Here is a 25,241-nt window from a genome sequence, read left to right on the forward strand (position 1 = left end):
GACGGAGGCGACTCCGCCGGTCAATGCTGGCGGAGCCGTCATGTCCACATTCCTGCAGCAGATCGTAAACGGCCTTTCGCTGGGCTCCACTTACGCCGTGTTCGCCATGGGGTGCACGCTCATCTTCGGCGTGCTGAACATCATCAACATGGCCCAGGGCGCGTTCTTCATGGCCGGCGCCTATTTCGGGCTGGAGGCGACGCGCCTCGGGCTGCCGGTTCCGCTGGCGCTGCTGACGGCGGCCGCAGGCGGCGGCGCGCTCGGCGTGCTCTCGGAGCTGGTGGTGTTCCGCACCATCCGCCGGCGCGGCGGCCACAAATGGGTCGGGCTCGTGGCCTCGCTGGCGCTGGCGCGCATTCTGGTCGGGCTTGCCCAGGAGGTCTTCGGCACCGAGGTCCAGGGCTATCCGGCGGCGCTCAATCTCACCGCCTCCTGGGAGGCAGGCGGCGTTCGGGTGCAGCTCATCCAGCTCGCCATCATGGCGGCGTCAGTCGCGCTGATGGCGGGCCTGTACGTGCTGCTGCAGAAGAGCGCCGCCGGGCGGGCCATCCGCACCGTAGCGTTCAGCGAGGACGTGGCGCGCATCGTCGGCGTGCCGGTGGGCCGCACGATGACGCTCACCTTTCTGGTGGCGGGAGCGCTGGCGGGCGCGGCCGGCATGCTGCTCGGCGTGCTGTTCAACGTGGTGTCTCCGTTCATGGGTGAACACATGCTGGTCAAGGGACTGACGGTGATGATCCTCGGCGGACTCGGCAACGTGCCGGGCGCCATGGCCGGCGGCCTGCTGCTCGGGCTGATCGAGGTGTTTTCGGTGGCGTGGGTGTCCTCGGCCTTCCGGGACGCCATCGGCTTCGGCCTCGTCTTCCTGATCCTGCTGGCGCGGCCGACCGGCCTGTTCTCCGGCTTCGTGGAGCGGCGCGCATGACTTTTCTGGCGGAATTTTACGGCGCTTACGGCAACATCGTCGACCTGTGCCTGCTCAACGGCATTCTCGCCTATGGCGTGTATCTGGCGCTGTCGGCCAACATGTTCACGCTGGGCACGGGCGGCTTCATGGCGGTGGGGGCCTATTGCGCGGTGTATCTCACCATGCAGCTGCAGGCGCCGTTCGCCATCGCGGTGGTCGCCGGGGGCGCGCTGGCGGCGCTGGCGGCGGCAGCCATCGGCGCGCCGGTGCTGCGGCTGCGCGGCGACTATTTCATGCTCGCCACCTTCTCCTTCACCGAGGTGGTGCGGGTGATCGCCCTCAACTGGGAGAGCGTCACCGGCGGCGCCACGGGCATCGTCGCCATTCCCGATTACACCAGCACGCCGGCGCTGGCCGCGCTGCTGCTGGTCACGGTGGCGCTGGTGTACGCGCTGCGCCGCTCGCGCCATGGCCGGGCCATCGACGCCATCCGTCATGATGACACCATCGCCGAGGCCATGGGCGTCAACGTGTTCCGCTACCGGATGGCGCTGTTCGTGGCGAGCGGCTTCATCTCCGGCGTATGCGGCGGCCTGGCCGCGCACCTCAATTTCTTCATCGGCCCCACGGACTTCGGCCTGCTGCGTTCGGTGGACGCGCTGGCCAGTCCCATTCTCGGCGGCGTCAACGCCCTGCTGGGCCCGGTCACCGGCGCGGTGATCACCACGGTGCTGCCCGAAGCGCTGCGCTTCTCGAACCAGCTGCGCGAGATCCTGATGGGCGCGCTCATCCTGGTGGCGGCGCTGTATCTGCCGGGCGGGGCGGCGTCGCTGTTCCGCCGGCGCCGGCCGGGCGCGCCCGCCCCGTCGTCGCCGCTGGCGAAGATCCTGCTGGCGGGAGCGACGCGATGAGCGCGGCGCCGGCGGGTCTGCGGGTCAGCGCCGTCCGCAAGCGGTTTCAGGGCGTCATCGCCGTGGACGGCGTGTCGTTCACGGCCCCGCCTGGCCGCGTCACCGGCCTGATCGGACCGAACGGCTCGGGCAAGACCACGACCATGAACGTCATCACCGGCCTCTGTGCGCCGGACGCCGGCGAGGTGCTGCTGGACGACGCGCCTCTCGGCGCGCTGAAGCCGTTTGAGATCGCGCGGCGCGGCGTGGCGCGCACCTTCCAGAACATCCGCCTGCTGCCGGACGCCACGGCGCTGGACAATGTGATCGTCGGCGCCATCGCCGCCCAGAAAGCGGCGCTGCTGGCGTCTCTGGCCCGGCTGCCCAGCGCGCGGCGCGAGGAGGCGGCGGCCCGGGCGCTGGCGCAGGCGATGCTCGAGCGGGTGGGCGCCGGCGCCCTGGCGGACCGGCCGGCCGGGGCGCTCTCCTATGGCGACCGCCGGCGGGTGGAGATCGCCCGCGCCCTCGCCACGCGGCCGCGCCTGCTGCTGCTGGACGAACCGGCCGCCGGCATGACCCACGCCGAACGGCGCGCCCTCGCCGTGCTGATCCGGTCGATCCGCGAGGAGGGCGTCACGGTGCTGCTGGTCGAACATGACAGCGATCTGGTGGCGGCGGTCTGCGACCATGTGGTGGCGCTGAACTTCGGCCGCGTCATCGCCGCCGGCGCGCCCGCCGAAATCCGCGAGGATCCGGCGGTGATCGAAGCCTATCTGGGGACCGACGACGATGCTTGAAGCGCGCAACCTGCGTGCCGGATACGGACAGCTGCCGGTGCTGCACGGCGTGTCGTTCCGCGTGCCGGCGGGCGCGTGCGTGTGTCTGATCGGCGCCAACGGCGCCGGCAAGACCACGACGCTCTCCGCCATCTGCGGCCTGGTGCGCCCGTCTGGCGGCGAGATCCTGCTGGACGGCGTCCCCATCACCGGGCGGCGGGCGGAGGCCATCGTGCGCGCCGGCGTGTCGCTCGTGCCGGAAGGGCGGCGCGTCGTGGCCGGCATGAGCGTGCAGGACAACCTGCTCGTCGGCGCCTACGCCCGCCGCGACCGCGCCGCGGCGCAGCACGATCTCGCCAGCGTCTACGGGCGTTTCCCGCGGCTGGCGGAGCGGCGCGACCAGTTCGCCGGCTCGCTCTCCGGCGGCGAGCAGCAGATGCTGGCCATTGGCCGGGCGCTGATGGCGCGGCCGCGCCTGCTGCTGCTGGACGAGCCGTCCATGGGCCTCGCGCCGCATGTGGTCAACGCCATTTTCCAGACGATCCGCGAGATCAACCGCCAGGGCGTCACCGTGCTGCTGGTGGAGCAGAACGCCCGCAAGGCGCTGTCGGTCGCCTCCTACGGCTATGTGCTGGAGGCGGGCGCCATCTGCCTCGAAGGGCCGGCGGAGGAGCTGCGGCGATCGAAACTGGTGATCGACGCCTACCTCGGCGAACGCCACGCGACGTGAGCGACCCGCGCGCATGTCGCCTGCGCCGGGCGGCCCCGGCCCCACGCGCCTGATGACGGCGGCGCCCCGCGCCTGCGTCTGCGCCGGGGGCGCAGGGCCGGTAGCGGCTATGGGGTTTGCAATAGCCGCGGCGCGGCTGCATCGTGGCCGGAACGACACCCGCACGGGAGAACGCCGCCATCATGACAGGCCGCGCGCACACCGCTTCCGGAGCCGGCGACGGCCGCGCCTCCGCCCCCCGCCCGACCGCGGACCTTCCGGGCCGGCGCGGTCCTCGCCGGCTGCCGTACGCCATCTACGCCGCCAGCGACCCGGAGACCATCGGCGCTGGCGTCGCCAGCGGCGGCGGCGGCCTGCTCACCCAGGGCGCGATCCACTTCCATGACCACGCCGGTGAAAACGGAAGTGACCGTCCTGCCGGCCTGAACCGGCGCCGCGCCCGCGGCTCCCGGCCGACTCCGGCGACCGCCGGGCGCGGCCCCGTCCATGCATCCGGATGGAGCTCCCCATGTCGCGACCCCATGTCCTGATCGCCGGCGGCGGAATCGCGGGCCTCACCATGGCCCTGACGCTGCGCCAGATCGGCGTGTCCTGCGTCGTCTACGAGCGCGCGCGCGAGCTGCGCCCGCTTGGCGTCGGCGTCAATCTCCAGCCCAACGCGGTGCGCGAGCTCGAGGACCTCGGCATCGGGCCGCAGGAGCTTGACGCGGTGGGCGCGCCGGCGCGGGAATGGGCGCTGGTCGGCCTCAACGGCCGCGAGATCTACGCCGAACCGCGCGGCGAATACGCCGGCTACCGCTGGCGCCAGTACGCCGTGCACCGCGGCGCCTTCCACATGCTGCTGTACCGCAAGGTCATCGAGCGCCTCGGCGCCGACGCGGTGCGGCTGGGACGGCGGGTGACCGGCTACCGGAAAACGCCGCAGGGAACCGTGGAGGCGCAGATCGAAACCGCCAGCGGACAGACGCACACGGCGGAAGGAACGCTGCTGGTCGGCGCCGACGGCATCCACTCTCGGGTGCGGGCGCAGATGCATCCGGACCAGCCGCCGGTTCACTGGGGCGGCGCCATCATGTGGCGCGGCGCCACGCGGGCGCGGCCGGTCCGCACCGCCTCCTCGTTCCTCGGCGTCGGCGGCAGCCGGCGGCGCATCATTCTTTACCCGATCTCCCGTCCGGACGCTGACGGCTACGTGCTGCTCAACTGGATCGCCGAAAAGACCGTGGACGCGACGCACGACTGGTCGCGCTCCGGCTGGTTCAGGGAGGCGGCGACGTCGGAATTCGCGGACGCCTTCAGCGACTTCGTCTTCGACTGGCTGGATTTTCCGGCGCTGCTGGCGCAGGCGGACGCGGCCTATGAAAACCCGATGATCGACCGCGATCCCCTGCACTCCTGGGTCGACGGCCCGGTGGCGCTGATGGGCGACGCGGCGCATCCGATGTATCCCACCGGCTCCAACGGCGCCACCCAGGCGATCATGGACGCACGCCTGATCGGCAGGTCCATGCTGACGCACGGCGTCACCGCCACGGCCCTGCAGGCGTGGGACGCGGCGCACCGCGAGGCCGTCAACGCCGTGGCGCTGCGCAACCGCGAGGCCGGCCCGTTTGGCCTGCTCAACCTCGTGGAGGAACGCTGCGGCGGCCAGTTCGACGACATCAATGACGTCATCCCGGCCGCGGAGCGCGCCGCCTTCATGCAGGCCTACCAGCGCGCCGCCGGTTTCGCGCGCGACGCGCTCAACGCCGCGCCGCCCACCATTCCGCCCGGCGCCCGCGTCCGCGACGCCTGACCCGCGCGCCCCGGGCGCCGCACGCCCTGCGGCGCAGCGGTCTGCCCCCGCAGGCGGGCGGACGGCGCCTGCCGTCAGGTTTCTTTCCGGTATCCCGGAACCGGAATGTTCTCGTAATACGGCACAGGAATCTGGCCTTCGCTCTCCACGTCGCCGACCATGGTCACGGTCACCGGATGCACCACGTCCGGATCGGTGACGATGTTGACGCAGGCCGGCAGATCCTGCGCCTGGGCGCGGCGGATGGCCGGGGCGATGTCTTCAAGGCGCGTCACCTTCTCGCCGTAGCAGCCGAAGCCGCGCGCAACCTCGTGATAGTCCGTGGCGGCCAGCTTCACCGCCGTGAGATGCTGGCGGCCGAACACCAGCTCCTGGCCATGCTGCGACATGCCCCAGCAGGCGTTGTTGAATATCACCGTGGTGACCGGCAGCCGGTGACGGACCATGGTGTCGAACTCGGCGATGTGGAAGCCGGCGGCGCCGTCGCCAAGGAACAGCGCCACGGGACGGCGCGGCCGCGCCCGGGCGAGACCGATGGCGAAGCCCTGGCCAACGCCCAGACAACCGAGATAGCCGTTGCCGGCGTTGAGCCCCACCTCAGGCGTGCGCACGAGCGGCCGGATCCAGGCCGGGGCCTCGCCGCCGTCCCAGGCGATGGCGGTGTCCGGAGCCAGCGCCTCCGCCACGGCGCGCGCGGCATGGAAGGGATGGAGCAGGCCGTTCGGTCCCAGCGGCGGGGCGCCGGCGAAGGGGGCCGCCGCCAGTTTCGGCGCCTCCTGCAGCAGTTTCGTCCAGGCGCCGCGATCCGGCCAGGGCGCGTCGCCGCCGCGCGCCAGCAGCGCCTCCAGGGTTTCGGCGGCGTCGGCGACAATGGCCAGATCAACCGGACGCAGGCGGCCGATCTCCGCCCCGTCGACGTCGATCTGCGCCACGCGCGCCCCGTCCGGAATGATGGCCCCGCTGCGCCCGCCCAGAAACAGCCCCATGCGCGCGCCAAGCAGCACCACCAGATCCGGCCGCTGGTCATGAACCATGGCGGCGACAGCCAGCGCGCCCGCGCCGCCCACATATTGCGGATGCTCCGGCGGAAGCACGCCGGCGCCCTTGAGGCTCTCCAGCACCGGCACGCCGGTCAGGCTGGCGAAGCGCCGCAGCAGCCCGGCAGCCCGGACGCTGGCGGCGCCGCCGCCGGCGATGATCACCGGGCGCTCCGCCTCGCGCAGCATGGCGAGAAGCCGGTCGGCCGCGGCGGCGGACGGGGCCGGACGCCCCTCGAACGCCGGCCGCGCCGGCATGCGCATGCCCGCCTCGTCGGCGCGGCCGAACATGACGTCGATGGGAACCTCGAGAAACACCGGGCCAGGCCTGCCGGACCGGGCGAGGCGCACCGCCTTCTCCACCAGGTCGGGAATGCGCTCCACATGGGTGACGCGGTGCGCCCATTTGGTCACCGGCGCGGCCATGGCCACCTGGTCGAAACCGCCCTGCAGCGGATTGGTCTCCACTTCGCGCAGCGGCGGCGCGCCGGCGATGTAGAGCACCGGCGTGGCGTCCAGCCAGGCGTTGACGATGGAGGTCAGGACGTTGGCGAAGCCGGGACCGGCGGTGATGACGCAGACGCCGACCTCGCCGGCGGCGCGGGCGAAGGCTTCGGCGGCGTGACCCGCAGACGCCTCGTGACGGGTGTCGGTCAGGCGGATGTCATTGTCCTGGCAGGCGACCAGAAAAGAATCGAGGTGGCCGCCATGCAGCGTGAACACCTCCGAGACTCCAAGCGCCTTCAGGCTGCGCGCAAGCGCGACGCCGCCGCTGATTTCGGCCATGTGCGTTTCCTCCCGGTTATTGCGGGCTGGGCCCGGCCCGTCACGCGCCGCCGGCGGACAGGCGCCCGCCTGTCGCCTCCGGCCCGGGCGCGCCACGGGTCCGGAAAAATTTAGAGTCGGCTCTAAACTTGTCAACGCGCCCCGGAAACGGCGCCGCCGGCCGGGATGCGCGCCGCAAACGCCGCTGTTATGGTCATGCGGCCCCCCTGCCCCAGACTGTGGACCGCCCTGCCATGGCTCCGAAATCCGGCCAGACCGCTGATGACGACGCCGGCCTGAGCGCGCTTTCCGGCCACGCCGCCGGCAAGATGGAGCGGCGCAACCGCATTCTGGCGGCGGCGGAAGACCTGGTGCGGCTGCATGGCGTGGAAGGCGTCCCGGTGGAGGCGATCGCGCGGCGCGCCGGCGTCAGTCCGGCGACGGTTTACAACCTGTTCGGCAGCCGCGGGGCGATTTTCAGCGAGCTTTTCGACGCGGACCTGGCGCGGTTTGAGGCGCTTGTGGCCAGCCGGCGGGAGGCGGGGCCGGTCGGGCTGTTTTTCGAGGCCATCGACGTCGCCGTCAGCCTGTACGCCGCCGAACCGGCCTATTACCGGGCGCTGCTGGGGCTGACGCGGCGGGACGGCGCGCTGTACGCGCGGTTCAGCCAGCCGCGCCTCGCCTTCTGGCGCCGCCTGGTCGCAGAGGCGCATGCGGCCGGGGCGTTGCGGCCGGGGATGGATCCGGGCTTCGCCGGCGACACGCTGGCGTCGGTCGCCCGCGGGGCGCTTGATTTCTGGGCCGACGGCCGCGCCAGCCTCGCCGAACTGCGCCGCCGGCTGGCGTGGGGCTTCGGCGTGGTGCTGCTGTCGCTGGCGACGGAGAACGAACAGGCGGAAATCCGCCGGCGCATGGCCGCAGCCGGCGACGGCGGCGCCTGAACCTGCCCGCCGGCGCAACGCCGTTCCGCGGTCCCCGCCTGTCCGCGCCAGCGCCGCGCGTGAACGCGCCCGCGACAGACGTTCCCGCAAAAACAGGCGAGGCGGAACGCCGGACGTGGGCGCAGCCCCCGGATACGCCCCCCCACGACGGCGCGGACGGGCGGCACGACACGCGCGGATGGCCTGCCGGAGCGGACCAGTGAATCCGGCCCGCCCGCATCGCCGGCCGTAACGGCGACAGTGTCCCGGCGCCGCGGCGCCCGCCATGTGTCTGTCCCGGCGCCGGAACGGCCCGCGCCGCCGGCCCGCTCAGGCCGGCTCCAGCTGGCGGACCAGCATCTCCTCCAGGGCGGCGCGCAGGGACGCGGTCAGCGGCGCCGGCCGGTCGTCGGCGATGAACACGATGGTCGAGGCGCAGATTCCCCGGCATTCCGCGCCGACGAACAGCGCCTGGCCGATCTCGCAGGAGGAATTGCCGACGCGCAGCACGCCGGTGCCGACCTCCACATTCTCCATGTGGAACACCTCCGCCAGATAGCTCTGGCGGCTTTCGGCCGTCACGGTGCGGCCCCGCATGGGGACGCCCGCCTGCGCGAACAGCTCGCGCGTGAAGCGCCAGCGCGCCTCGTCGTAATATCCGACGATCGAGACGTTGTTGATGTGCAGCAGTTCGTCCCGGTAGCGGGTCTGGATGCGGGTGAAATAGGGATAGGTCGCGCGCTCAAGGCGCCACGCCGGCGGTCTCATGCGAATTGTCCAGACTGTTTTGTGCGTTGCGTCAGGCGTTTAGCCCGTGGCCGCCCTCATCGCAACAACCATGCGCCCCCGGCATGGCTTTCATGCACACCTGTGTCGGGCGAATGCCTCCGGCGACGGCGCGATGCGCGGCGGGCGCGCCCTGCGGCGCAATGCCCCTCCCCGCCCCGCAGACGCCGGCGACGGCGCATGTCGCCGCCCGGCGCCGGCATGTGGCGCGCCGGCCGGCGCGACGCTACTGGTTGCAACCGCACGTAATTGGGCTAGATGCTGCAGGCACGTTGCGGCCGGCCGGCGGAGGGCGGCTGGAGCCGCAGGCGAATGGCCCGCCCTTTTGCGCTGGACGCAGGGGCCACACACGTTTCGGGAGGACACCATGCGCATTGACCGGCGCTGGCTCAACATGATGGGCGCAACCATGCTGCTTTCGGCGGCGCTCGCCCCTGCGGCGGCGCTCGCAGGGAAAAAATATGGTCCTGGCGCCAGCGACACCGAGATCAGGCTCGGCAATTTCGTGCCCTACAGCGGTCCGGTATCCGCTTACGGCGTGGTCGGCAAAACCATGGACGCCTATTTCCGCATGATCAATGACCAGGGCGGGATCAACGGGCGCAAGATCACTTTCATCAGCTATGACGACGCCTACAGCCCGCCGAAAGCGGTGGAGCAGGCGCGCAAGCTCATTGAGAACGACGAGGTGCTCGCCCTGTTCGGCACGCTGGGCACGCCCTCCAACACCGCGATCATGAAATATGTGAACGCGAAGAAGGTGCCGCACATCTTCCTGTCGTCCGGCGGCACACGCTTCGGCAACGATCCGCAGACCTATCCGTGGACCATGCCGTTCAACCCCTCCTATGAGACCGAGGGGCGCATCTACGCCAATCTGATCCTGGAGCGGTATCCCGACGCGAAGATCGCCGTGCTGGTGCAGAACGACGATTACGGCAAGGACATCTACAAGGGCGTGAAGGAGGGCCTTGGCGACAGGGTCAGCATGATCGTCGCGGAAGCGCCCTATGACCTTTCCGACGCCACCGTCGACTCGCAGATGGTGAAGCTGAAGGCCTCCGGCGCGGACCTGTTCCTGAACCTGTCGACGCCGAAGTTCGCCGCCCAGGCCATCCGCAAGATGGGGGAGCTGAACTGGAAGCCCGTGCACATTCTCAACAACGTGGCCTCGCAGGTGGGCGCGGTGCTGGCGCCGGCGGGCCTGGAGAACGCCCAGGGCGCGATCACCGCGCTTTACCTGAAGGACCCGACCGACCCGGCGCTGGCCAATGACGACGACGTCGTGAAGTTCCGGGAGTTCCTGCAGAAATACATGCCGGACGCCGACCTCAACAACAGCCTCTACACCATCGGCTACGCCATGGCGGAGTCGATGGCGCACGTGCTGCGCGAGGCGGGCGACGACCTGACGCGCGAGAACGTCATGAAGGCGGCGCTGAGCCTGAGGGATTTCAAGCCGGGGATGATCTACGAGGGCATCACCATGAACACCGGCCCGGGCGACCATTTCCCGTTTGAAGAGATGCAGATCATGGTGTTCCGCGGCGACCGCTGGATTCCGGAAGGCGGCGTGATCTCGGCGAAGCCGAAGGTGAAGGACCGGTAAGACCGCGCAGGTCGCCGCCGGAACGCGCAGGCCCGCCGGTTCGGGCGGGCCTTTTTCCCGACACGGGCCGCCCCGGCCATGACGCGGCGACGGCCGGCGGCCTGGCCCGGACATGCGGGGCGCCTTTCCCGCCCTGTCAGCGACAGGAGAGACGGCCGGCTACGATGGCGGCGCAAGGGCTCCGTTTGGTCTTCCGCCTTGCGGGCGGAGCGGATGCATGCGGCGCCCGCGCGGAAACTCTTGCCCTCACAATCCCCTGGCCGCGGCGGGCCTGCGACGCTGCGACGACGCCGCGCGTGAGCCGCGGCCGCAAGGAGACGGCATGCGCGGCCAGGGCGCGTCTCCAGGGCCGCCACACGCGGGGCGCGGGCCTGCCCTCGCGCAGACGGCGCGCAGGCGACCTGGCCACTGCTGCGGTTGCGGCTCAGGCGGTGGTCGTCACCCGTACGTCGCCGGAGCGGTCCAGCACCTGCAGCATCACCTGCGAGTCCACCCGGCGCAGGTGCACGTCCAGCCGCCCCTGCGGCAGGCGCACGCCGCGCAAGATCACCTCGTTCAGGAATTCCGGCAGCATCGGCTCGCGGAACGCAAGCTCGCCGGCCTCCGGGTCAAACCCCATTCCGAGGCAGGACTGCAGCAGGAACAGCGGCGTCACCGCCGCCCACGCCTGCGGCGAACAGGCCACCGGATAGAAGGTCGGGCCGCGGCTGCGCTGGCGCGGAAAGCCGCAGAACAGCTCCGGCAGCCGGCGCATGTCGGTATAGGTCGAGGCCATGAACAGCCCCTCAAAGATCCGCGCCGCCTCCGCCCGGAAGCCATAACGCACGAACCCCGCCGCGATCAGCGCATTGTCATGGGGCCATACCGAGCCGTTGTGGTAGCTCATCGGGTTATAGCGCGCCTCCGTGGTCGCCACCGTCCGCACACCCCAGCCGGAGAAGGCGGCCCGGTCCATCAGCGAGGCGACCACCCGCGGCGCCCGCTCCGGCAGGGCGAGGCCGGTGAACAGCGCGTGACCGGCGTTGGAGGCGCGCACCCGGCAGGGGCGTTTCTCCCCGTCCAGCGCCAGCACATAGGAGCCCAGCGCCGGGTCAAAGAAGGCGGCGTCGAAGCGCGCGCGCAGCTCCCTCGCCTTCCGCTCCAGCTCCAGCGCCCGGTGGCGCAGCCCCATGTCCCGCGCCACCTGCGCCGCCGCCAGCCAGGCGCCGTACACATAGGCCTGCACCTCGCAAAGGGCGACCGGCCCCCGCGCCAGACGCCCGTCTTCATGGAACACCGCGTCGAAACTGTCCTTCCAGCCCTGGTTGACCAGCCCGTCGTCCGCGCGGCGGCCGTATTCCACGAAACCGTCGCCGTCGCGATCGCCGTACCGGTCAATCCAGGCGAGGGCCGCCTCCACATGCGGCCACAGCCGCCGCAGCGTCTCAAGGTCCGCCGTGCGCCTGTAATAGGCGCCCGCCAGCATCACGAACAGCGGCGTGGCGTCGACGCTGCCGTAATAGCGGCGGAACGGCACCTCCCCCAGCTCCGCCATTTCGCCGTGGCGCACCTCGTGCAGGATCTTGCCGGGCTCGGCGTCCGCCTCCGGAATCTCCTCCGTGGCCTGGTTGGCGGCCAGATAGCGCAGCACCCCGCGGGCGATGGCCGGGTCCAGCCACAGCGTCTGCAGCGCCGTAATCAGGGCGTCACGGCCGAACACGGTGCTGAACCACGGAATGCCTGCATAGGGATATGGCCCCTCGCCGGTCACCGTGACCAGCATGTACAGGTCGGCGACGGCGCGGCGCAGGGCCTCGTTGAACACGTCGTTGGAGGTGATCACCGCCGCGGTCTGCGCCGTCAGCGCCCGCATGGCGCGGCGGGCGTCGCGCAGGCGGGTGAAGAACGCCCGCTTCGGCGCCGCGGGCTGCTCCTGCCCCTGCCCGAAGCTGATCTCCAGGAAGATCTGGCGCGTTTCACCGGGCGCGAGGGCGATGTCAAAGGTCGCCTCCGCGCCGGTGAGCGAGGCGGGCTGCGGATCAAACCGCAGCGTCGTGCGGCGCAGCACGCCGTCCAGCCCGCCATAGGCGAGGGTGACGCTGTCCGCCGTCACCTGCGGCTCACGCATGGCGCCGCGCCGGGGCCGGCGCGCGCCGCGCACCTCGAACAGGTCGGAGAAGTCGGCCGCGAACGACAGCGCCAGCCGCACGCGCCGCGGCTGCTCGTCGAAATTGCGCAGGCTGATGCGCTCGCAGCAGCTCGCCTCCCACAGGAACCGGGTGCGGCGGATGTGGATCAGGTCATGGGGCAGCGTCAGGACGCCGTTCTCGTAAAGATCGGGGTTGGTGAGATCGAAGGTGAGCAGGGCGTTGTCGTCCCGCGCCATGGAGCTGAGCAGCAGCGGCCGCTGGCCGCCGATGGTCAGGTACAGGCGCGACAGATGGCGCGTGTCGCGATGGTAGACGCCCTCGGGGCTGCCGGGCCCCGCGATGGCGTCGCCATTGGGATCGAACATCGAGAAGGTGTCGCCGTGCTTCTGCGTGCGCGGGCGCCGCTCCTGCAGCGGCGCCGTGGCGACGATGAAGAACTGCGGCGACTGCGCCGTGGCGAACGGGTCCGGCCGCGGCGTCAGCGGATCGGCGCGTTCGTCCATGGGCCCCTCGTCGCAACGCCAGGCGCATGGGCCGCCAGCGCGGCGGCCTGCTCCGCCGGGAGCGGCGCGGCGGCCGCGCCCTTGCGGGCGATGCGCCGGTAAATCTCCAGATAGCCGTCCGCCATGCGCCGCACGGTGAAGCGCCGCTCAAAGCAGCCGCGCACGGCGGCGCGGTCCAGCGCCAGCACGCGCGGCAGCGCCGCCAGCGCCTCGTCCACCGTATCGACGAGCACGCCGGAGACGCCGTCGTCGATGACCTCCGGCGCCGAGCCGCGCCGGAAGGCCAGAACCGGCGTGCCGCAGGCCATGGCCTCAATCATGACGAGGCCGAAAGGCTCAGGCCAGTCGATCGGGAACAGCAGCGCCGCCGCCTGCCCGAGGAACTCCGCCTTGGTCCGCTCGTCCACCTCGCCCACGAACTCCACCTGCGGATGGCGCTCCACCATGGGCCGGATGACCCCGTCCCAGTAGGCCTGGTCGGCGCGGTCCACCTTGGCGGCGATTTTCAGCGGCATGCCGGCGCGGACGGCGATCTCGATGGCCCGGTCAGGCCGCTTCTCCGGCGAGATGCGGCCAAGGAAGGCAAGATAGCCGCCGCCGGCTCCGGGGCTGAACGGCAGCAGCCCTTCCGGCAGGCCGTGATGCACCGTGCCCGCCCAGTTGGCCATCGGCAGCGGCGCGCGCTGGTCGTCAGAAATCGAGACGACGGGGATGTCCGGGAAGGCGGCGTAGAACGGCTTGAGGTCCGGCAGGTCGAGGCGCCCGTGCAGGGTGGTGACCGTGCGGTGGGCGAAAGGCCGGATCAGCGGGAAATGCAGCAGGTCGATGTGAAAATGGATGACGTCAAACTCGTCGGCGCGGGCGCGCAGCTGCTCGAGCATGACGAGATGGTGCGGTATGGGGTCGCGGACCGCCGGATTGAGGCGCAGCGCCCGTTCGCAGGCGGGCGCCAGCTCGGCGGCCGTGAGGGAGTCGCCGGAGGCGAACAGCGTGACCCTGTGACCGCGGCGGACAAGTTCTTCTGTGAGATAGGAAACGACGCGCTCCGTTCCTCCGTAAAGACGCGGTGGAACGCTTTCGGCGAGCGGAGCTACCTGGGCAATCCTCATGACAGTACCTCCCCGGAGGGCGAGACAGCATCACGTGAAATGCAGGAGCGCGACACGCGCCAAGGGGGTCGCTCCGGAGATGTAGGCGCGCGGGCGGCGTTTTGAAGGGGCGGACGGCCGCGGGCGCCTTCCCTGGGGAACGCGCCGCCCGGCGGGGAGCGGCGGACGGTCCGGCGCGGGGTTTGTTATTTGCCGTAGTAGTCCCGGAACCAGGCGACGAAGCGGGCGATGCCGTCGCGCACGTCAGTCTGCGGGCGGTAGCCGGTGAGCCGCTGCAGCAGGCTGCAGTCGGCCCAGGTGGCGGGCACGTCGCCCTTCTGCATGTCCATGTAATTGCGGATGGCCTTGCGTCCGAGGCATTCCTCGATCGCCTCGACGAAATCGAGCAGGCGCACCCTGTCGGAGTTGCCGATGTTGACGATCCGGAACGGGGCGACCGGAGAGAGCGAGTCGCCCGGCACGGCTTCGCCGCGCGCGTCCGGCTTCGGGGGCGGAACGTCGATCAGCAGGCGGATGCCGCGCGTCAGGTCGTCGACATAGGTGAAGTCCCGGTACATGTCGCCGTGGTTGTAGATGTCGATGGGCCGGCCATCGAGAATGGCGTCGACAAAGCGGAACAGCGCGAGGTCCGGCCGTCCCCACGGGCCGTACACCGTGAAGAAGCGGAACATGGTGGTGGGCAGGCCCCACAGGTGCGCGTAGGCGTGGCCCATGCTTTCGTTGGCCTTTTTGGTGGCGGCGTAGATGGTGAGCTGGGCGTCGGCCTTGTCGGTTTCGGCGAAGGGCATGGCCTCGTTGGCGCCGTAGACGGAGGAGGTGGAGGCCATCAGCAGGTGGCGCACGCCGAGGCGGCGGGCCGCCTCCATGACGTTGAAGGTTCCGGTGATGTTGGAGTCGAGATAGGCGCGCGGGTTCTCGAGGCTGTACCGGACGCCGGCCTGGGCGGCGAGATGCACGATGATTTCCGGCCGGACGCGGTCGGCGACTGCGTCCAGCAGCGCCGCGTCCTCGAGCATGCCCTCGGTGGCGGAGAAATTGGGGTGCTCCCGCAGGATGGCGTGCCGGCGCTGCTTGAGCCGCACGTCGTAATAGTCCGTCATGCCGTCATAGCCATGGACGCGATGGCCCTCGTCCAGCAGCAGACGCGCAAGATGGAAGCCGATAAAACCGGCGGTGCCGGTCACCAGGATGGCGGCCATGTCGTCCTGTCCCCGAGGCGGCGGTTGTCGTCGAAGCGGCAATAGCCCCTCGCCTCCGGCGTGGCAATGATGGGGCGCGCCAGGACCGCGCCGGCCGGCCCGGCGCCCGGGCGTGTCAGGGCCGGACGCGGCCGGACGGCCCGCCATCAGAAAACCCCGCCGGAGGGCCGGCGGGGCGGAAACGCCAGGGTTGATGCGGCGGCGGTCAGCGGGCGCTGATCACCTCGCCCACCGGCGCGTAGTCGTCGCCCTCAAAGCGCACCAGCTGCAGCTCGCGGATCGGCGTGTAGTTCTGCGGGTTGTTCTCATACTTCACGCCCGGCAGCAGGCCCGGAACCTTCACGTCCTTCAGGTTGGTGGCGATGCGCAGGATGTTCTCGCGGGTGAGGTTGTCGCCCGCCTCGCGCAGCACGTGGGCCATCACATGCGACAGCATGTAGGTGGTGAAGCCGATCTCGTTGGTGATGTCCTCATTGGGCAGGTACTTCGCCATGAACGCCTTGTAGGCCTTCACGTCCGGATCGTCGGCCCAGCGCGGGCTGGAGACCTGCTTCAGCGCCTGGGCCGTCATCAGGCCCTGCACGTTGTCAAGGCCGGCGGCCTCAAGATAGATGCGGCCGGCGGAGGGGCTGACGATGAAGTGCAGCGGCTTCCAGCCGATCTCGGCCATCTTCTTCAGCGACTGCGACGTCGCCTTGCCCAGGGTGACGTTGAACAGCGTATCGGCGCCGGAGGCGCGGGCGGCGAGCACCTGGCTGTCGATGGTCGGATCGGTCAGCTCGTAGGTGATCTCCTTGATGATCATGTCGCCGGCCCGGTCGCCGAGGCCTTCCTTGAAGCCCTGCACGTAATCGCGGCCGAAGTCGTCGTTCAGGTAGAGAACGGCGATCTTCGCGTCCGGCTTCTCCTTCGCCAGATACTTGCCGTAGATCTTGCCCTCATCCCGGTAGGTGATGGAGCTCGGCGTGGTCCACGGGTAGACCTTGGGCTGGTCGAACTTGGCCGCGCCGGTGGAGACCATCAGCTGCGGGATCTTCTTCTGGTTCAGGTAACGCTGCACCGCCGACTGGGCCGCGGTGCCGACGCTGGCGAAGGTGGCCAGAACCTCCTCCTGCTCCACCAGCTTGCGGGTCTGCTCCACGGTCTTGGGCGGAGAGAAGGCGTCGTCAAGCGAGATCAGCGTGACCTTGCGGCCGTTGACGCCCCCCTGCTCTTCATTGAGCATCCTGAAATAGGCCACCTCCACCCGGCCCTGGATGCCGTGGGCGGAGAGCGGTCCGCTGTACGGAATGGTGTTGCCGAGGCGAATTTCCGTGTCGCTGGCGCCGGGATCGTATTTTTTCTCGCCCGCGTGCGCCAAGCCTGCGGCCAGCGCAAGGCCCGCGACCGCCATCGCCATCCGGAACAGTTTCATCGTGTTTCCCCCTGTGCTCCCGTTGCGGGAGCTGCTGTTGTGTGTCGGCAAGGTCTTGCCGGGCGGGGAAACTACTGGGCCGCGGCCACGCTGGCCAGACGGGCAGAACGCCCGCCAGCGCATGACTGGCGGGCGTCTCATGCATTGCGCTCAAGGCGGCGGCGGGCGCGCGCGGCGGCCAGGCCGGCGCGGCTCAGTCAACCGACAGCTTCTCGACTGGCTTCCACAGCCTGCCGTCGTATTCGGCGACGTAGAGCGTCTTGAACGGCGAGTAATCGTCCGGCGTGGTGTTGTAGGAGATGCCCTCCAGCAGCGCCGGCGAGGTCACGTTCTTCATGTTGGTGGCCTGCTTCAGGATGTTTTTGCGCGTCAGGTCGTCGCCCGCCGCCTCAAGAATCCGTGCCATCACCACCGCCTGGGCGTAGCCGATGAAGGCGAGGTCGTTGTTGGGGTCGACGTTGGGCAGGTACTTCGCCCGGAACGCCTCATACTCCTTCATCGCCGGATCGTCGGCGAACTGCGGGTCGCCGGCGTTCTTGCGGTACTTGATGGTGATGATGCCCCTGGCGTTCTCCTGGCCGGCGGCCTGCAGGATGTTGGAGGCGGTGGAGCCGCTGAACAGGATGTGCAGCGGATTCCAGCCGAGCTCCTTCACCTTGCGGATGGACTGCGAGGTGGCCTTGCCGGTGGTGACGTTGACGAACACGTTGGCGCCGGAGTTCATCAGCTTGACGATCTGGCTGTCCACGGTCGGGTCAGACAGTTCGTAGCTTTCCTCGGCCACCACGATCCTGTCGGCGTCGGGCCCCAGCGCCGCCCGCAGCTCGCGCGAGAACTCCTTGCCCAGCTCGTCATGCTGGCCAAGGATGGCGACCTTCGGATCCTTGACGTGCTCAAGGATATATTTGGCGTAGATCTTCGCCTCGGTCGCATACATGGGCAGGCCGGGCGTGGTCCACGGGAACTCCTTCGGATTGTTCCAGCGGCCAGCGCCAGTGTTGAGCAGCAGCTGGGGAACGCCCTTGCTGTTCAGATATTTCTGCACGGCCGCCTGGGTGGCGGTGCCGAGCGAGGAAAACAGCGCAAGCACCTGGTCCTGCTCCACCAGCTTGCGGGTCTGCTCCACCGTCTTGGGCGGGCTGTAGGCGTCGTCGTAGGACAGCAGCGTCACCTTGCGACCGTTGATGCCGCCCCTGGTCTCGTTCAGCATCTCGAAATAGGCGACGGCGGCGCGGCCCAGCGCGCCATAGGGCGAACCCGGCCCGCTGTGCGGCACGGTCTGGCCAAGCTTGATGGAGGTGTCGGTTGCGCCCGGGTCGTATTTTTTCTCCGCATAAGCGGTCGTGACGCCGAACGCCATCGCCAGCGCCACGCTGGCGCAAAATTTCATCAGTCGCATGACGGCGCTTCCCCTCAGCCTTGTTGTATGGTCCGTCGTCGCCAGGGCGGCGCGAAACCCCGTCATCGCCGGGCGTTCCCGTGCAGCTGACAGCGCAGACCAGAGCGCCGGCGGCGCGGCCGCGCGGGGCATGTCCCCGCGGCGGCCGCATGCCGGCTGCGGCGGGCATGCTCGCCGCGTTCGCCCTTTTTTTCAAGTGCATAAAGGTCGCCATGATCGCCGCAGCCTCGCCCCTCGCCGGCCCCGTCGCCTTCCTGCGCCAGCTGTTTGAGGCGGCCGTCGCCGCCGCCGACCCGGCCCGCGTCGTCCCTGCGGCGCTGCCGGACAAACCGGCCGGACGGGTGGTGGTCGCCGGCGCCGGCAAGGCCTCCGCCGCCATGGCGCAGGCGCTGGAGCGCGCCTGGCGGGCCCGCTACGGCGAAACGCCTGAGGGACTGGTGATCACCGCCTATGGCCACGCGGCGCCCTGCGAACGAATCATCATCCGCGAGGCGGCCCACCCCACGCCGGACGCGGCGGGGGCGCGCGCCGCGCAGGAGATGCTCGCCCTGCTCGACGGCCTCGGGCCGGACGATCTCGTCATCGCCCTCATCTCGGGCGGCGGCTCGGCGCTGGCTCCAGCCCCCGCGCCCGGCCTCACCCTCGCCGACAAGCAGGCGGCGACGAGGGCGCTGCTGGCCAGCGGCGCGACGATCAGCGAGATCAACACGGTGCGCAAACACCTGTCGCTGCTGAAGGGCGGACGGCTGGCGGCGCGGGCGGCGCCGGCGCGGGTGGCGGCGCTGATGATTTCCGACGCGCCCGGCGACGATCCCGCCGTCATCGCCTCCGGCCCCACGGTCGCCGATCCGACCACGCGGCGCGACGCGCTCGCCGTTCTCGACCGTTACGCCATCGCGGCGCCGGCGGCGCGCGCCTGGCTGGACAACCCGGCCAGCGAAACCATCAAGCCGGGCGATCCGCGCCTCGCCCGGGCGGAGAACCACATCATCGCCGCGCCGCGCCTGTCGCTGCAGGCGGCGGCGGAGCTGGCGCGGGCGCGGGGCGTGACGCCGCTCGTGCTCGGCGACGCCATCGAGGGCGAGGCGGCCGAAGCCGGCCGGGTGTTCGCCGGCGTCGCCCGGTTCGCCGCCGGACCGGACGCGCCCTTTGGCCGGCCGTGCGTCATTCTCAGCGGCGGGGAGACCACGGTGACGCTGCGCGAACCGCCGCCCGCCGGCGCGCGCGGCGGCCGCAACGTCGAGTTCCTGCTGTCTCTGGCGCTGCATCTCGACGGCGCGCCGGGGATCTGGGCGCTGGCGGCGGACACGGACGGCGTGGACGGCGCGGCGCCCGTGGCCGGCGCGACCATCACGCCGGACACGCTGGCGCGCGCCCGCGCCATCGGGCTGGACGCCGCCGCCAGCCTCGCCCGTCATGACGCCCACGGCTTTTTCGGCGCGCTGGGCGACAGCCTTGTCACCGGACCGACCCGCACCAACGTGAACGACTTCCGCGCGATTCTGGTGGGACCAATTGGATGATTGCTCCCAAAGCTCAAGTCTCGGGATCGCCTTTGGGACAGTCAAAGAAGCTAGTCGGGTAGCGACTGGTCCAGCCCCGTAACCGGGAAGCTCAGGCGCACTCGTGGATCAAGGGCTTTTTGCCAGACCGGATTACGCGTATTGAACAGCATATCCTCTCGGCGCGGGTGATGCGCGTATTCCTGCTCAGGCATGTCCACGCGCCCATCCCAACCAGCCACAAAATCCTGCACGTGACTTGCGAGAATCGGCGTCACCCGAATGAACGAAAGGTGATGGTCGTGATAGACGCGACAGAACTCCGGTCGCGCGAGAAAAGTCTCAGGATCCGCTGTGATAGGTAGCAAGTTGACGCAATCCCGCAGCGTATGCTCACATCGGCGAGCGATTTCGTATACGCATTTTGCCATGAAGCGGTTTGGTAAAGGCGCGGCGAAGCCCGCAACATTTTGCCAGTATTCGGGCGGCAAATCCACAATCGGCGTATAAAATATAGTGCGAACCTTGCGGCATCCAAGCGCGGGCAATGCCTGCTCTAGGCGCGTGTAACCTGCTACTGCAGCTAAAATCACTTCCTCCGCATCGATGACACCGTAAGTATTGGCTACATGCTGGAGGTGATAGGTGACGTCGCCGGTGCCCGCACCAATAATAACATAACTATCCTGCAGGCGATTAGCCAGATAACTGGATATGGCGCTGATCAGCCCCTGTGCACCCCTTCCTTTTTGACCAGAGTGCCAGAACGAGTAGTACTGTGGGTAGTCATTAAAGATGTAGTCGAACACTTCGGCGCTACTGCCGCCAAAGCAAAATATTGCACGATGCTCGCCTATTTCGCGCATCGGCCTGCCAACTGGACGCAGGCCCCCTCCCGGCCGTCGTGCATTAGCCTGCAAGCTCTCGGCATATTCCCGCTTCAGAATCACGTAACCGAACCTGTGCGCCGTTTTCAGCAGCGCCTGCTTCACCACCACTATTCCCATCCCAACGCAAATGGAGTGATCAACTACATCCAAAGCGTCCTAATGGAAAAATCGTCAAGCACCTGACCTCACATTGCTGTGGTATAAGGCGACGCGCCATCCCAGCGCCGGGCCAATGCGTCACAATTGCTTCTGCGACCCGAGCAGCGCAAAAATCATGTGACCGGTAAGCACGACGCATGAAAAATTGGCGCGTCCAGGGGGAGCGAGACGGAACATGAGCGGGCAGGTCATCAATACGGGGGTTGCGATCATCGGCGCCGGCCATGCCGGAGGCGCCGCGGCGGCGGCGCTGCGCCAGGCGGGCTACGCCGGGCCGGTGCTGCTGGCGGGAGAGGAGCCGCACCCGCCATACCAGCGCCCGCCGCTGTCCAAGGCCTGGCTCAAGGGCGAGATCGACCATTCCGGCCTCGCCCTGAAGCATGACGACTGGTACGGCGCCAACGCCGTCGACCTGCGCCTCGGCGTGCGCGCACTCGCCATCGATCCGGCGGCGAAGACCGTGACGCTGGACGACGGGGCCACCGTCGTCTGGGAGAAGCTGGTCATCGCCACGGGCGCGCGGCCGCGGCTGCTGCCGGGGATGGAGAACCGCCCGGCCAACCTGATCACCCTGCGCAACCGCGCCGACGCAGACGCGCTGAAGGCGGCGCTGGCCCCGGGCCGGCGGCTGGTCATCATCGGCGCCGGCTATGTGGGGCTGGAGGTGGCGGCCTCCGCCACCGGCGCCAGCGCCCAGGTGACGGTGCTGGAGCGCGAGCCGCGGGTGCTGGCGCGCGTCGCAAGCCCGGAGATGTCGGCGTTCTTCAGCCGCCTGCACCGCGGCCATGGCGTCGACCTGCGCACCGGAGCGCGCATCGCCGGCTTCGACACGGAGGGCGGACGGATCACGGCCGTGCGGCTGGAGGGCGGCGAAACCCTGCCCTGCGACGCGGTGCTGGCGGGCGTCGGCGCCGTGCCCAACGCCGAAATCGCCGAAGCGGCGGGCCTGGCCTGCGACAACGGCGTGATCGTCGACGGCGCGGCCCGCACATCGCACCCGGACATTTTCGCCATCGGCGACGTCACCCACCGGCCGCTGCCGCTTTACGGCCGCACCGCCCGGCTGGAAAGCGTGCCGAGCGCCCTGGAGCAGGCGAAACAGGCCGCCTGCGCCATCGCCGGCAAGCCGCAGCCCCCGGCGGAAACGCCGTGGTTCTGGTCCGACCAGTATGACGTGAAGCTGCAGATCGCCGGCCTGCCCTTCGACGCCGACCGGCGCGTCGCCCGCGGCGATCCGGACAGCGGCCGTTTCGCCGTGTTCCACCTCGCCGGCGGCCGGCTGATGGCGGTGGAGGCCGCCAACGCGCCGCAGGAGTTCATGGCGGCGAAAATGATGATCCAGAACCGCCGCACGGTGGATCCGGCGCTGCTGGCCGACCCCGGCGTGTCCATGAAGGAGATCATGGCGCGCCAGACCGCCGCCGCCTGATCCCTCTGGAGCCGGACCGCCGGCGCCGCGGCGGCCCGGCCCCCGCCCCCGCGCGGGGCGCGGCTCAGGCCGTCTCCACCCAGTCCAGCGAGCGCTGCACCGCCTGGCGCCAGCGCCGCAGCAGACGCCCGCGCTCCGCCTGCGCCAGTTGCGGGCGGAAAGCGCGGTCGGCGCGCCAGTTGGCGACGATCTCGTCCGGCGACGACCAGTAGCCCACGGCGAGGCCGGCGGCGTAGGCGGCGCCGAGCGCGGTGGTCTCGGTCACCACCGGACGCACCACCTCGGCGCCGATCAGGTCCGCCTGGAACTGCATCAGCAGCTCATTGGCCACCATGCCGCCGTCGGCCCGCAGGGAGGTGACGGCGAGGCCGCTGTCCTCGCGCATGGCGGCGAGCACGTCGTGGGTCTGGAAGGCGGTGGCCTCCAGGGCGGCGCGGGCGATGTGCGCCTTGTTGGCGAACCGTGTGAGGCCGACGATGACGCCGCGGGCGTCCTCGCGCCAGTAAGGGGCGTAGAGCCCGGAGAACGCCGGCACGAAATAGACGTCGCCATTGTCCGGCGCCGCCAGGGCGAGCCGCTCCACCTCCTCGCTGCTGCTGATGAAGCCGAGGTTGTCGCGCAGCCACTGCACCAGCGCGCCGGTGATGGCGATGGAGCCCTCCAGCGCATAGACCGGCGGGGCGCCGTCGAGCTGGTAGGCCACCGTGGTCAGCAGGCCCGAGCGCGACGTCACCGGCCGATCGCCGGTGTTCATCAGCATGAAGCAGCCGGTGCCGTACGTGTTCTTGATGTCGCCGGGCGCAAGGCAGGCCTGGCCGAACAGCGCCGCCTGCTGGTCGCCGAGCACGCCGGCCAGCGGCGCGCCGGCGAGGGGGCCGTCGCGGATCTCGCCCAGCAGCCGGCTGGAGGGAACGATGCGCGGCAGCACCGCCGCCGGAATGCCGAACAGCGCGAGGATGTCCGGATCCCACTGCAGCGTGCGCAGGTTCATCAGCTGGGTGCGGCTGGCGTTGGTGACGTCGGTGACGTGCAGGCCGCCGTCCGGCCCGCCGGTGAGACGCCACGCCAGCCAGGCGTCGATGTTGCCGAACATCAGCTCGCCCGCCTCGGCCCGCGCGCGCGCGCCAGGGGCATGGTCCAGCAGCCAGCGCAGCTTGAGGCCGGAGAAATAGCTGGCCAGCGGCAGGCCGGTAGCCTCTCGCAGCCGGTCCTTGCCGCCCTCCTTCGCATAGGCCGCGACCAGATCGTTGACGCGCGCGTCCTGCCACACCAGGGCGTTGTGCGCCGGCTCGCCGGTGCGGCGGTCCCACAGCAGGGTGGTTTCGCGCTGGTTGGTGAGGCCGACGGCGGCCAGATCCCGGGGCCCGACGCCGGCGGCCCGCATGGCGCGTTCGGCGACGGCGCAGACATTGCGCCAGATCTCCATGGCGTCGTGCTCCACCATGCCCGGGCCGGGATAGATCTGGCGGTGCTCCTGCTGCGCCAGCGCCGCCACCTCGCCGCGACGGTTGAAGATGATGAAACGGCTGCTCGTCGTGCCCTGGTCGATCGCGCCCACGAATTCCCGCATCAGCCCTGCGCCTCCGTTCCCGCGTTCGCCGCCAGCCACGCCTCCAGCCGCAGCCGCCCTTCCTCCGGCATCGCCAGCCCCAGGCGGGTGCGCCGCCACAGGATGTCGCCGGCGGTCTGCGCCCATTCGTGACGGACCAGCCAGACGACCTCCGCCTCAAACAGCCCGGCGCCGAAATGCTCGCCCAGCCCGGCCAGATCCCGGGCGCCGGCGAGAATGTCGTCCATGAGCGCGCCATAGGCGCGCGCCATGCGCTCGGTCAGCGCCGGCGGAGCCCAGGCGTAGCGCGCCAGCTGGCGGGTGAGAAAGGCGCTGAAGGCGGCCGCGCCGGCGAGCGGCCCCGCGTCCAGCTCGCCGCCAGGCAGCGGCGCGCTGGCGGTCCAGGCCGGCCCGGCGGTCGGCAGCCAGCGCGACAGCTGCTCCAGGGCGTGCTCGGCCAGCCGCCGGCAGGTGGTGATCTTGCCGCCGTAAACGGAGAGCACCGGCGGCTCGCCGCCGAAACGCTGGACGGAGAGCGCGTAGTCGCGCGTGACTTCGCTGGGCTTCCGGCCGGCGACGGGGTCATGCAGCGCCCGCACGCCGGCGAAGCTGTGGACCACGTCCGCCGGCGTCACCGGACGGCGGAAATAGGCGCTGGCCGCCGCGCACAGATAGGCGATCTCTTCGGCGGTCGCCGTGGCCGCGGCCGGGTCGCCCCCATGGGGCGCGTCGGTGGCGCCGATCAGGGTGAGGCCGCTGCGCCAGGGAATGGCGAACACGACCCGGCCGTCGCCGTTCTGGAAGATATAGGCGTGGTCGCCCCCATACAGCTTCGGCACGGCGATGTGGCTGCCGCGCACCAGGCGCAGCCGTTCCTCGGGCGCCACGCCGAGCACGCCGGTGAGCACCGAGGCCACCCACGGACCGGCGGCGTTGACCAGCGTGCGCGCCGTCACCCGCCAGCTGCGGCCGTCGCGCGCCTGCAACTGGGCCTCCCACAGCGGGCCGGCGCGCCGGGCGCCCACTAGGCGGGTGCGCGTCCACACGTATGCGCCGCGGCGGGCGGCGTCGAGGGCGGTGAGGACGACGAGGCGGCTGTCGTCCACGGAACAGTCGTAATAGCTGAAGCCGCGCCGGTAGCGCTCCTGGAGCGGCGCGCCCTCGGGAGAGCCCGCCAGACGCAGCGCCCGGGAGCGGGGAAGACTGCCGCGCCCGCCGAGGTGGTCGTAGAGCAGCAGCCCGGCGCGGATCAGCCATGCCGGACGCAGGTCCGGATGGTGCGGCAGCACGAAGCGCAGCGGATGGATGAGATGCGGCGCGACGCGCAGCAGGCGCTCGCGCTCCTGCAGCGACTCGCGCACGAGGCGGAAGGCGTACTGCTCCAGATAGCGCAGGCCGCCGTGAATGAGCTTGGTGCTGGCGGACGAGGTCCAGCTGGCGAGGTCGTCCTGTTCGGCCAGCGCCACCTTCAGTCCGCGCCCGGCGGCGTCGCGGGCGATGCTGCAGCCGTTGACGCCGCCGCCAATGACCAGCACGTCCAGCGGCCCTTCCGCCGCCAGGCTCGCGCCGCCGCCCCGGATCGTCTGCGCCATCCTTCGCCGGTCCCCCCTGCCCGCGCCGGCCGGATCGCCGCACGTCTTTTCCCGCAAGAGCATATACGGCGGCGGCGACCGCCAGCAATCCGTCCAGCGCCCGTCCGGACCGGCGGTCGCGGCGGCGGCGGCCATTGCGCCGGCCGCGCCGG

Annotated in this window: 19 protein-coding genes; 9 read left to right on the forward strand and 10 right to left on the reverse strand. The window is 70.4% G+C overall.

Features of this window, described 5'->3' with window-relative positions; all coding sequences use genetic code 11:
• The first annotated feature begins 40 nt into the window (after positions 1-40).
• The 5 genes from ACFFJB_RS01520 (at position 41) to ACFFJB_RS01540 (ending at position 5,098) form a co-directional block, all read left to right on the forward strand.
• Positions 41-925, forward strand: coding sequence for a branched-chain amino acid ABC transporter permease (locus tag ACFFJB_RS01520; RefSeq protein ID WP_376828984.1), 885 nt, complete (start codon positions 41-43; stop codon positions 923-925).
• Positions 922-1,818, forward strand: coding sequence for a branched-chain amino acid ABC transporter permease (locus tag ACFFJB_RS01525; protein WP_376828986.1), 897 nt, complete (start codon positions 922-924; stop codon positions 1,816-1,818). Before ACFFJB_RS01520 ends, ACFFJB_RS01525 begins: the two co-directional genes overlap by 4 nt.
• Positions 1,815-2,594 (forward strand): ABC transporter ATP-binding protein, encoded by a 780-nt coding sequence (locus ACFFJB_RS01530; protein ID WP_376828988.1) that lies wholly within the window; start codon positions 1,815-1,817, stop codon positions 2,592-2,594. The genes ACFFJB_RS01525 and ACFFJB_RS01530 overlap by 4 nt, the downstream gene beginning before the upstream one ends.
• Positions 2,587-3,303, forward strand: a complete 717-nt coding sequence (locus tag ACFFJB_RS01535; protein WP_376828990.1) for an ABC transporter ATP-binding protein — start codon at positions 2,587-2,589, stop codon at positions 3,301-3,303. Before ACFFJB_RS01530 ends, ACFFJB_RS01535 begins: the two co-directional genes overlap by 8 nt.
• A gap of 508 nt (positions 3,304-3,811) precedes the next feature.
• Entirely contained in the window at positions 3,812-5,098 is a 1,287-nt protein-coding gene (locus ACFFJB_RS01540; RefSeq protein ID WP_376828992.1) for a flavin-dependent oxidoreductase, read from the forward strand.
• Between the two features lie 74 nt (positions 5,099-5,172).
• Here ACFFJB_RS01540 and ACFFJB_RS01545 read toward each other — a convergent pair whose 3' ends face one another.
• Positions 5,173-6,921 carry a thiamine pyrophosphate-binding protein gene (locus ACFFJB_RS01545; RefSeq protein ID WP_376828994.1) on the reverse strand — a complete coding sequence of 583 codons (1,749 nt, stop codon included), beginning with the start codon at positions 6,919-6,921 and terminating at the stop codon, positions 5,173-5,175.
• 233 nt (positions 6,922-7,154) lie between these two features.
• Between ACFFJB_RS01545 and ACFFJB_RS01550 the strand changes: the two genes are divergently transcribed.
• Positions 7,155-7,841 carry a TetR/AcrR family transcriptional regulator gene (locus ACFFJB_RS01550; protein ID WP_376828996.1) on the forward strand — a complete coding sequence of 229 codons (687 nt, stop codon included), beginning with the start codon at positions 7,155-7,157 and terminating at the stop codon, positions 7,839-7,841.
• 309 nt (positions 7,842-8,150) lie between these two features.
• Here ACFFJB_RS01550 and ACFFJB_RS01555 read toward each other — a convergent pair whose 3' ends face one another.
• Positions 8,151-8,588: an acyl-CoA thioesterase gene (locus ACFFJB_RS01555; RefSeq protein WP_376828998.1), complete on the reverse strand. Its 438-nt coding sequence runs from the start codon at positions 8,586-8,588 to the stop codon at positions 8,151-8,153.
• A gap of 385 nt (positions 8,589-8,973) precedes the next feature.
• Between ACFFJB_RS01555 and ACFFJB_RS01560 the strand changes: the two genes are divergently transcribed.
• Positions 8,974-10,215 (forward strand): ABC transporter substrate-binding protein, encoded by a 1,242-nt coding sequence (locus ACFFJB_RS01560; RefSeq protein ID WP_376829000.1) that lies wholly within the window; start codon positions 8,974-8,976, stop codon positions 10,213-10,215.
• A 424-nt stretch (positions 10,216-10,639) separates the two neighbouring features.
• Here the strand turns inward: ACFFJB_RS01560 and ACFFJB_RS01565 are convergent, their stop codons facing one another.
• From ACFFJB_RS01565 to ACFFJB_RS01585, 5 genes are all read right to left on the reverse strand, one after another.
• Positions 10,640-12,847: an amylo-alpha-1,6-glucosidase gene (locus ACFFJB_RS01565; protein WP_376829002.1), complete on the reverse strand. Its 2,208-nt coding sequence runs from the start codon at positions 12,845-12,847 to the stop codon at positions 10,640-10,642.
• Complete coding sequence (locus ACFFJB_RS01570) at positions 12,823-13,956, reverse strand: glycosyltransferase family 4 protein (protein ID WP_376829004.1); 1,134 nt, start codon at positions 13,954-13,956, stop codon at positions 12,823-12,825. The genes ACFFJB_RS01565 and ACFFJB_RS01570 overlap by 25 nt, the downstream gene beginning before the upstream one ends.
• A gap of 185 nt (positions 13,957-14,141) precedes the next feature.
• The gene (locus ACFFJB_RS01575; RefSeq protein WP_376829006.1) at positions 14,142-15,155 is read right to left on the reverse strand and encodes an NAD-dependent epimerase/dehydratase family protein; all 1,014 of its coding nucleotides are present in this window, start codon (positions 15,153-15,155) and stop codon (positions 14,142-14,144) included.
• Between the two features lie 205 nt (positions 15,156-15,360).
• A complete protein-coding gene (locus tag ACFFJB_RS01580; RefSeq protein ID WP_376829007.1) occupies positions 15,361-16,569 on the reverse strand; it encodes an ABC transporter substrate-binding protein in 1,209 nt (402 codons plus the stop codon).
• 193 nt (positions 16,570-16,762) lie between these two features.
• Positions 16,763-17,959, reverse strand: a complete 1,197-nt coding sequence (locus ACFFJB_RS01585) for an ABC transporter substrate-binding protein (protein ID WP_376829112.1) — start codon at positions 17,957-17,959, stop codon at positions 16,763-16,765.
• 221 nt (positions 17,960-18,180) lie between these two features.
• On the opposite strand from ACFFJB_RS01585, the gene ACFFJB_RS01590 reads away from it, so the two are divergent.
• Positions 18,181-19,491, forward strand: coding sequence for a glycerate kinase type-2 family protein (locus ACFFJB_RS01590; RefSeq protein ID WP_376829009.1), 1,311 nt, complete (start codon positions 18,181-18,183; stop codon positions 19,489-19,491).
• Between the two features lie 50 nt (positions 19,492-19,541).
• On the opposite strand, the gene ACFFJB_RS01595 is transcribed toward ACFFJB_RS01590, so the two are convergent.
• Positions 19,542-20,462, reverse strand: a complete 921-nt coding sequence (locus ACFFJB_RS01595) for a hypothetical protein (RefSeq protein ID WP_376829011.1) — start codon at positions 20,460-20,462, stop codon at positions 19,542-19,544.
• 232 nt (positions 20,463-20,694) lie between these two features.
• Between ACFFJB_RS01595 and ACFFJB_RS01600 the strand changes: the two genes are divergently transcribed.
• Positions 20,695-21,948, forward strand: coding sequence for an NAD(P)/FAD-dependent oxidoreductase (locus ACFFJB_RS01600; RefSeq protein WP_376829013.1), 1,254 nt, complete (start codon positions 20,695-20,697; stop codon positions 21,946-21,948).
• 64 nt (positions 21,949-22,012) lie between these two features.
• Here ACFFJB_RS01600 and glpK read toward each other — a convergent pair whose 3' ends face one another.
• Both glpK and glpD read right to left on the reverse strand, forming a co-directional pair.
• The gene (gene glpK, locus ACFFJB_RS01605) at positions 22,013-23,518 is read right to left on the reverse strand and encodes a glycerol kinase GlpK (RefSeq protein ID WP_376829015.1); all 1,506 of its coding nucleotides are present in this window, start codon (positions 23,516-23,518) and stop codon (positions 22,013-22,015) included.
• Positions 23,518-25,089 (reverse strand): glycerol-3-phosphate dehydrogenase, encoded by a 1,572-nt coding sequence (gene glpD, locus ACFFJB_RS01610; RefSeq protein ID WP_376829017.1) that lies wholly within the window; start codon positions 25,087-25,089, stop codon positions 23,518-23,520. Before glpD ends, glpK begins: the two co-directional genes overlap by 1 nt.
• Between the last annotated feature and the right edge of the window lie 152 nt (positions 25,090-25,241).

Source organism: Camelimonas abortus, from assembly GCF_042432745.1.
In the GTDB taxonomy this organism is placed as follows: domain Bacteria; phylum Pseudomonadota; class Alphaproteobacteria; order Rhizobiales; family Beijerinckiaceae; genus Camelimonas; species Camelimonas abortus.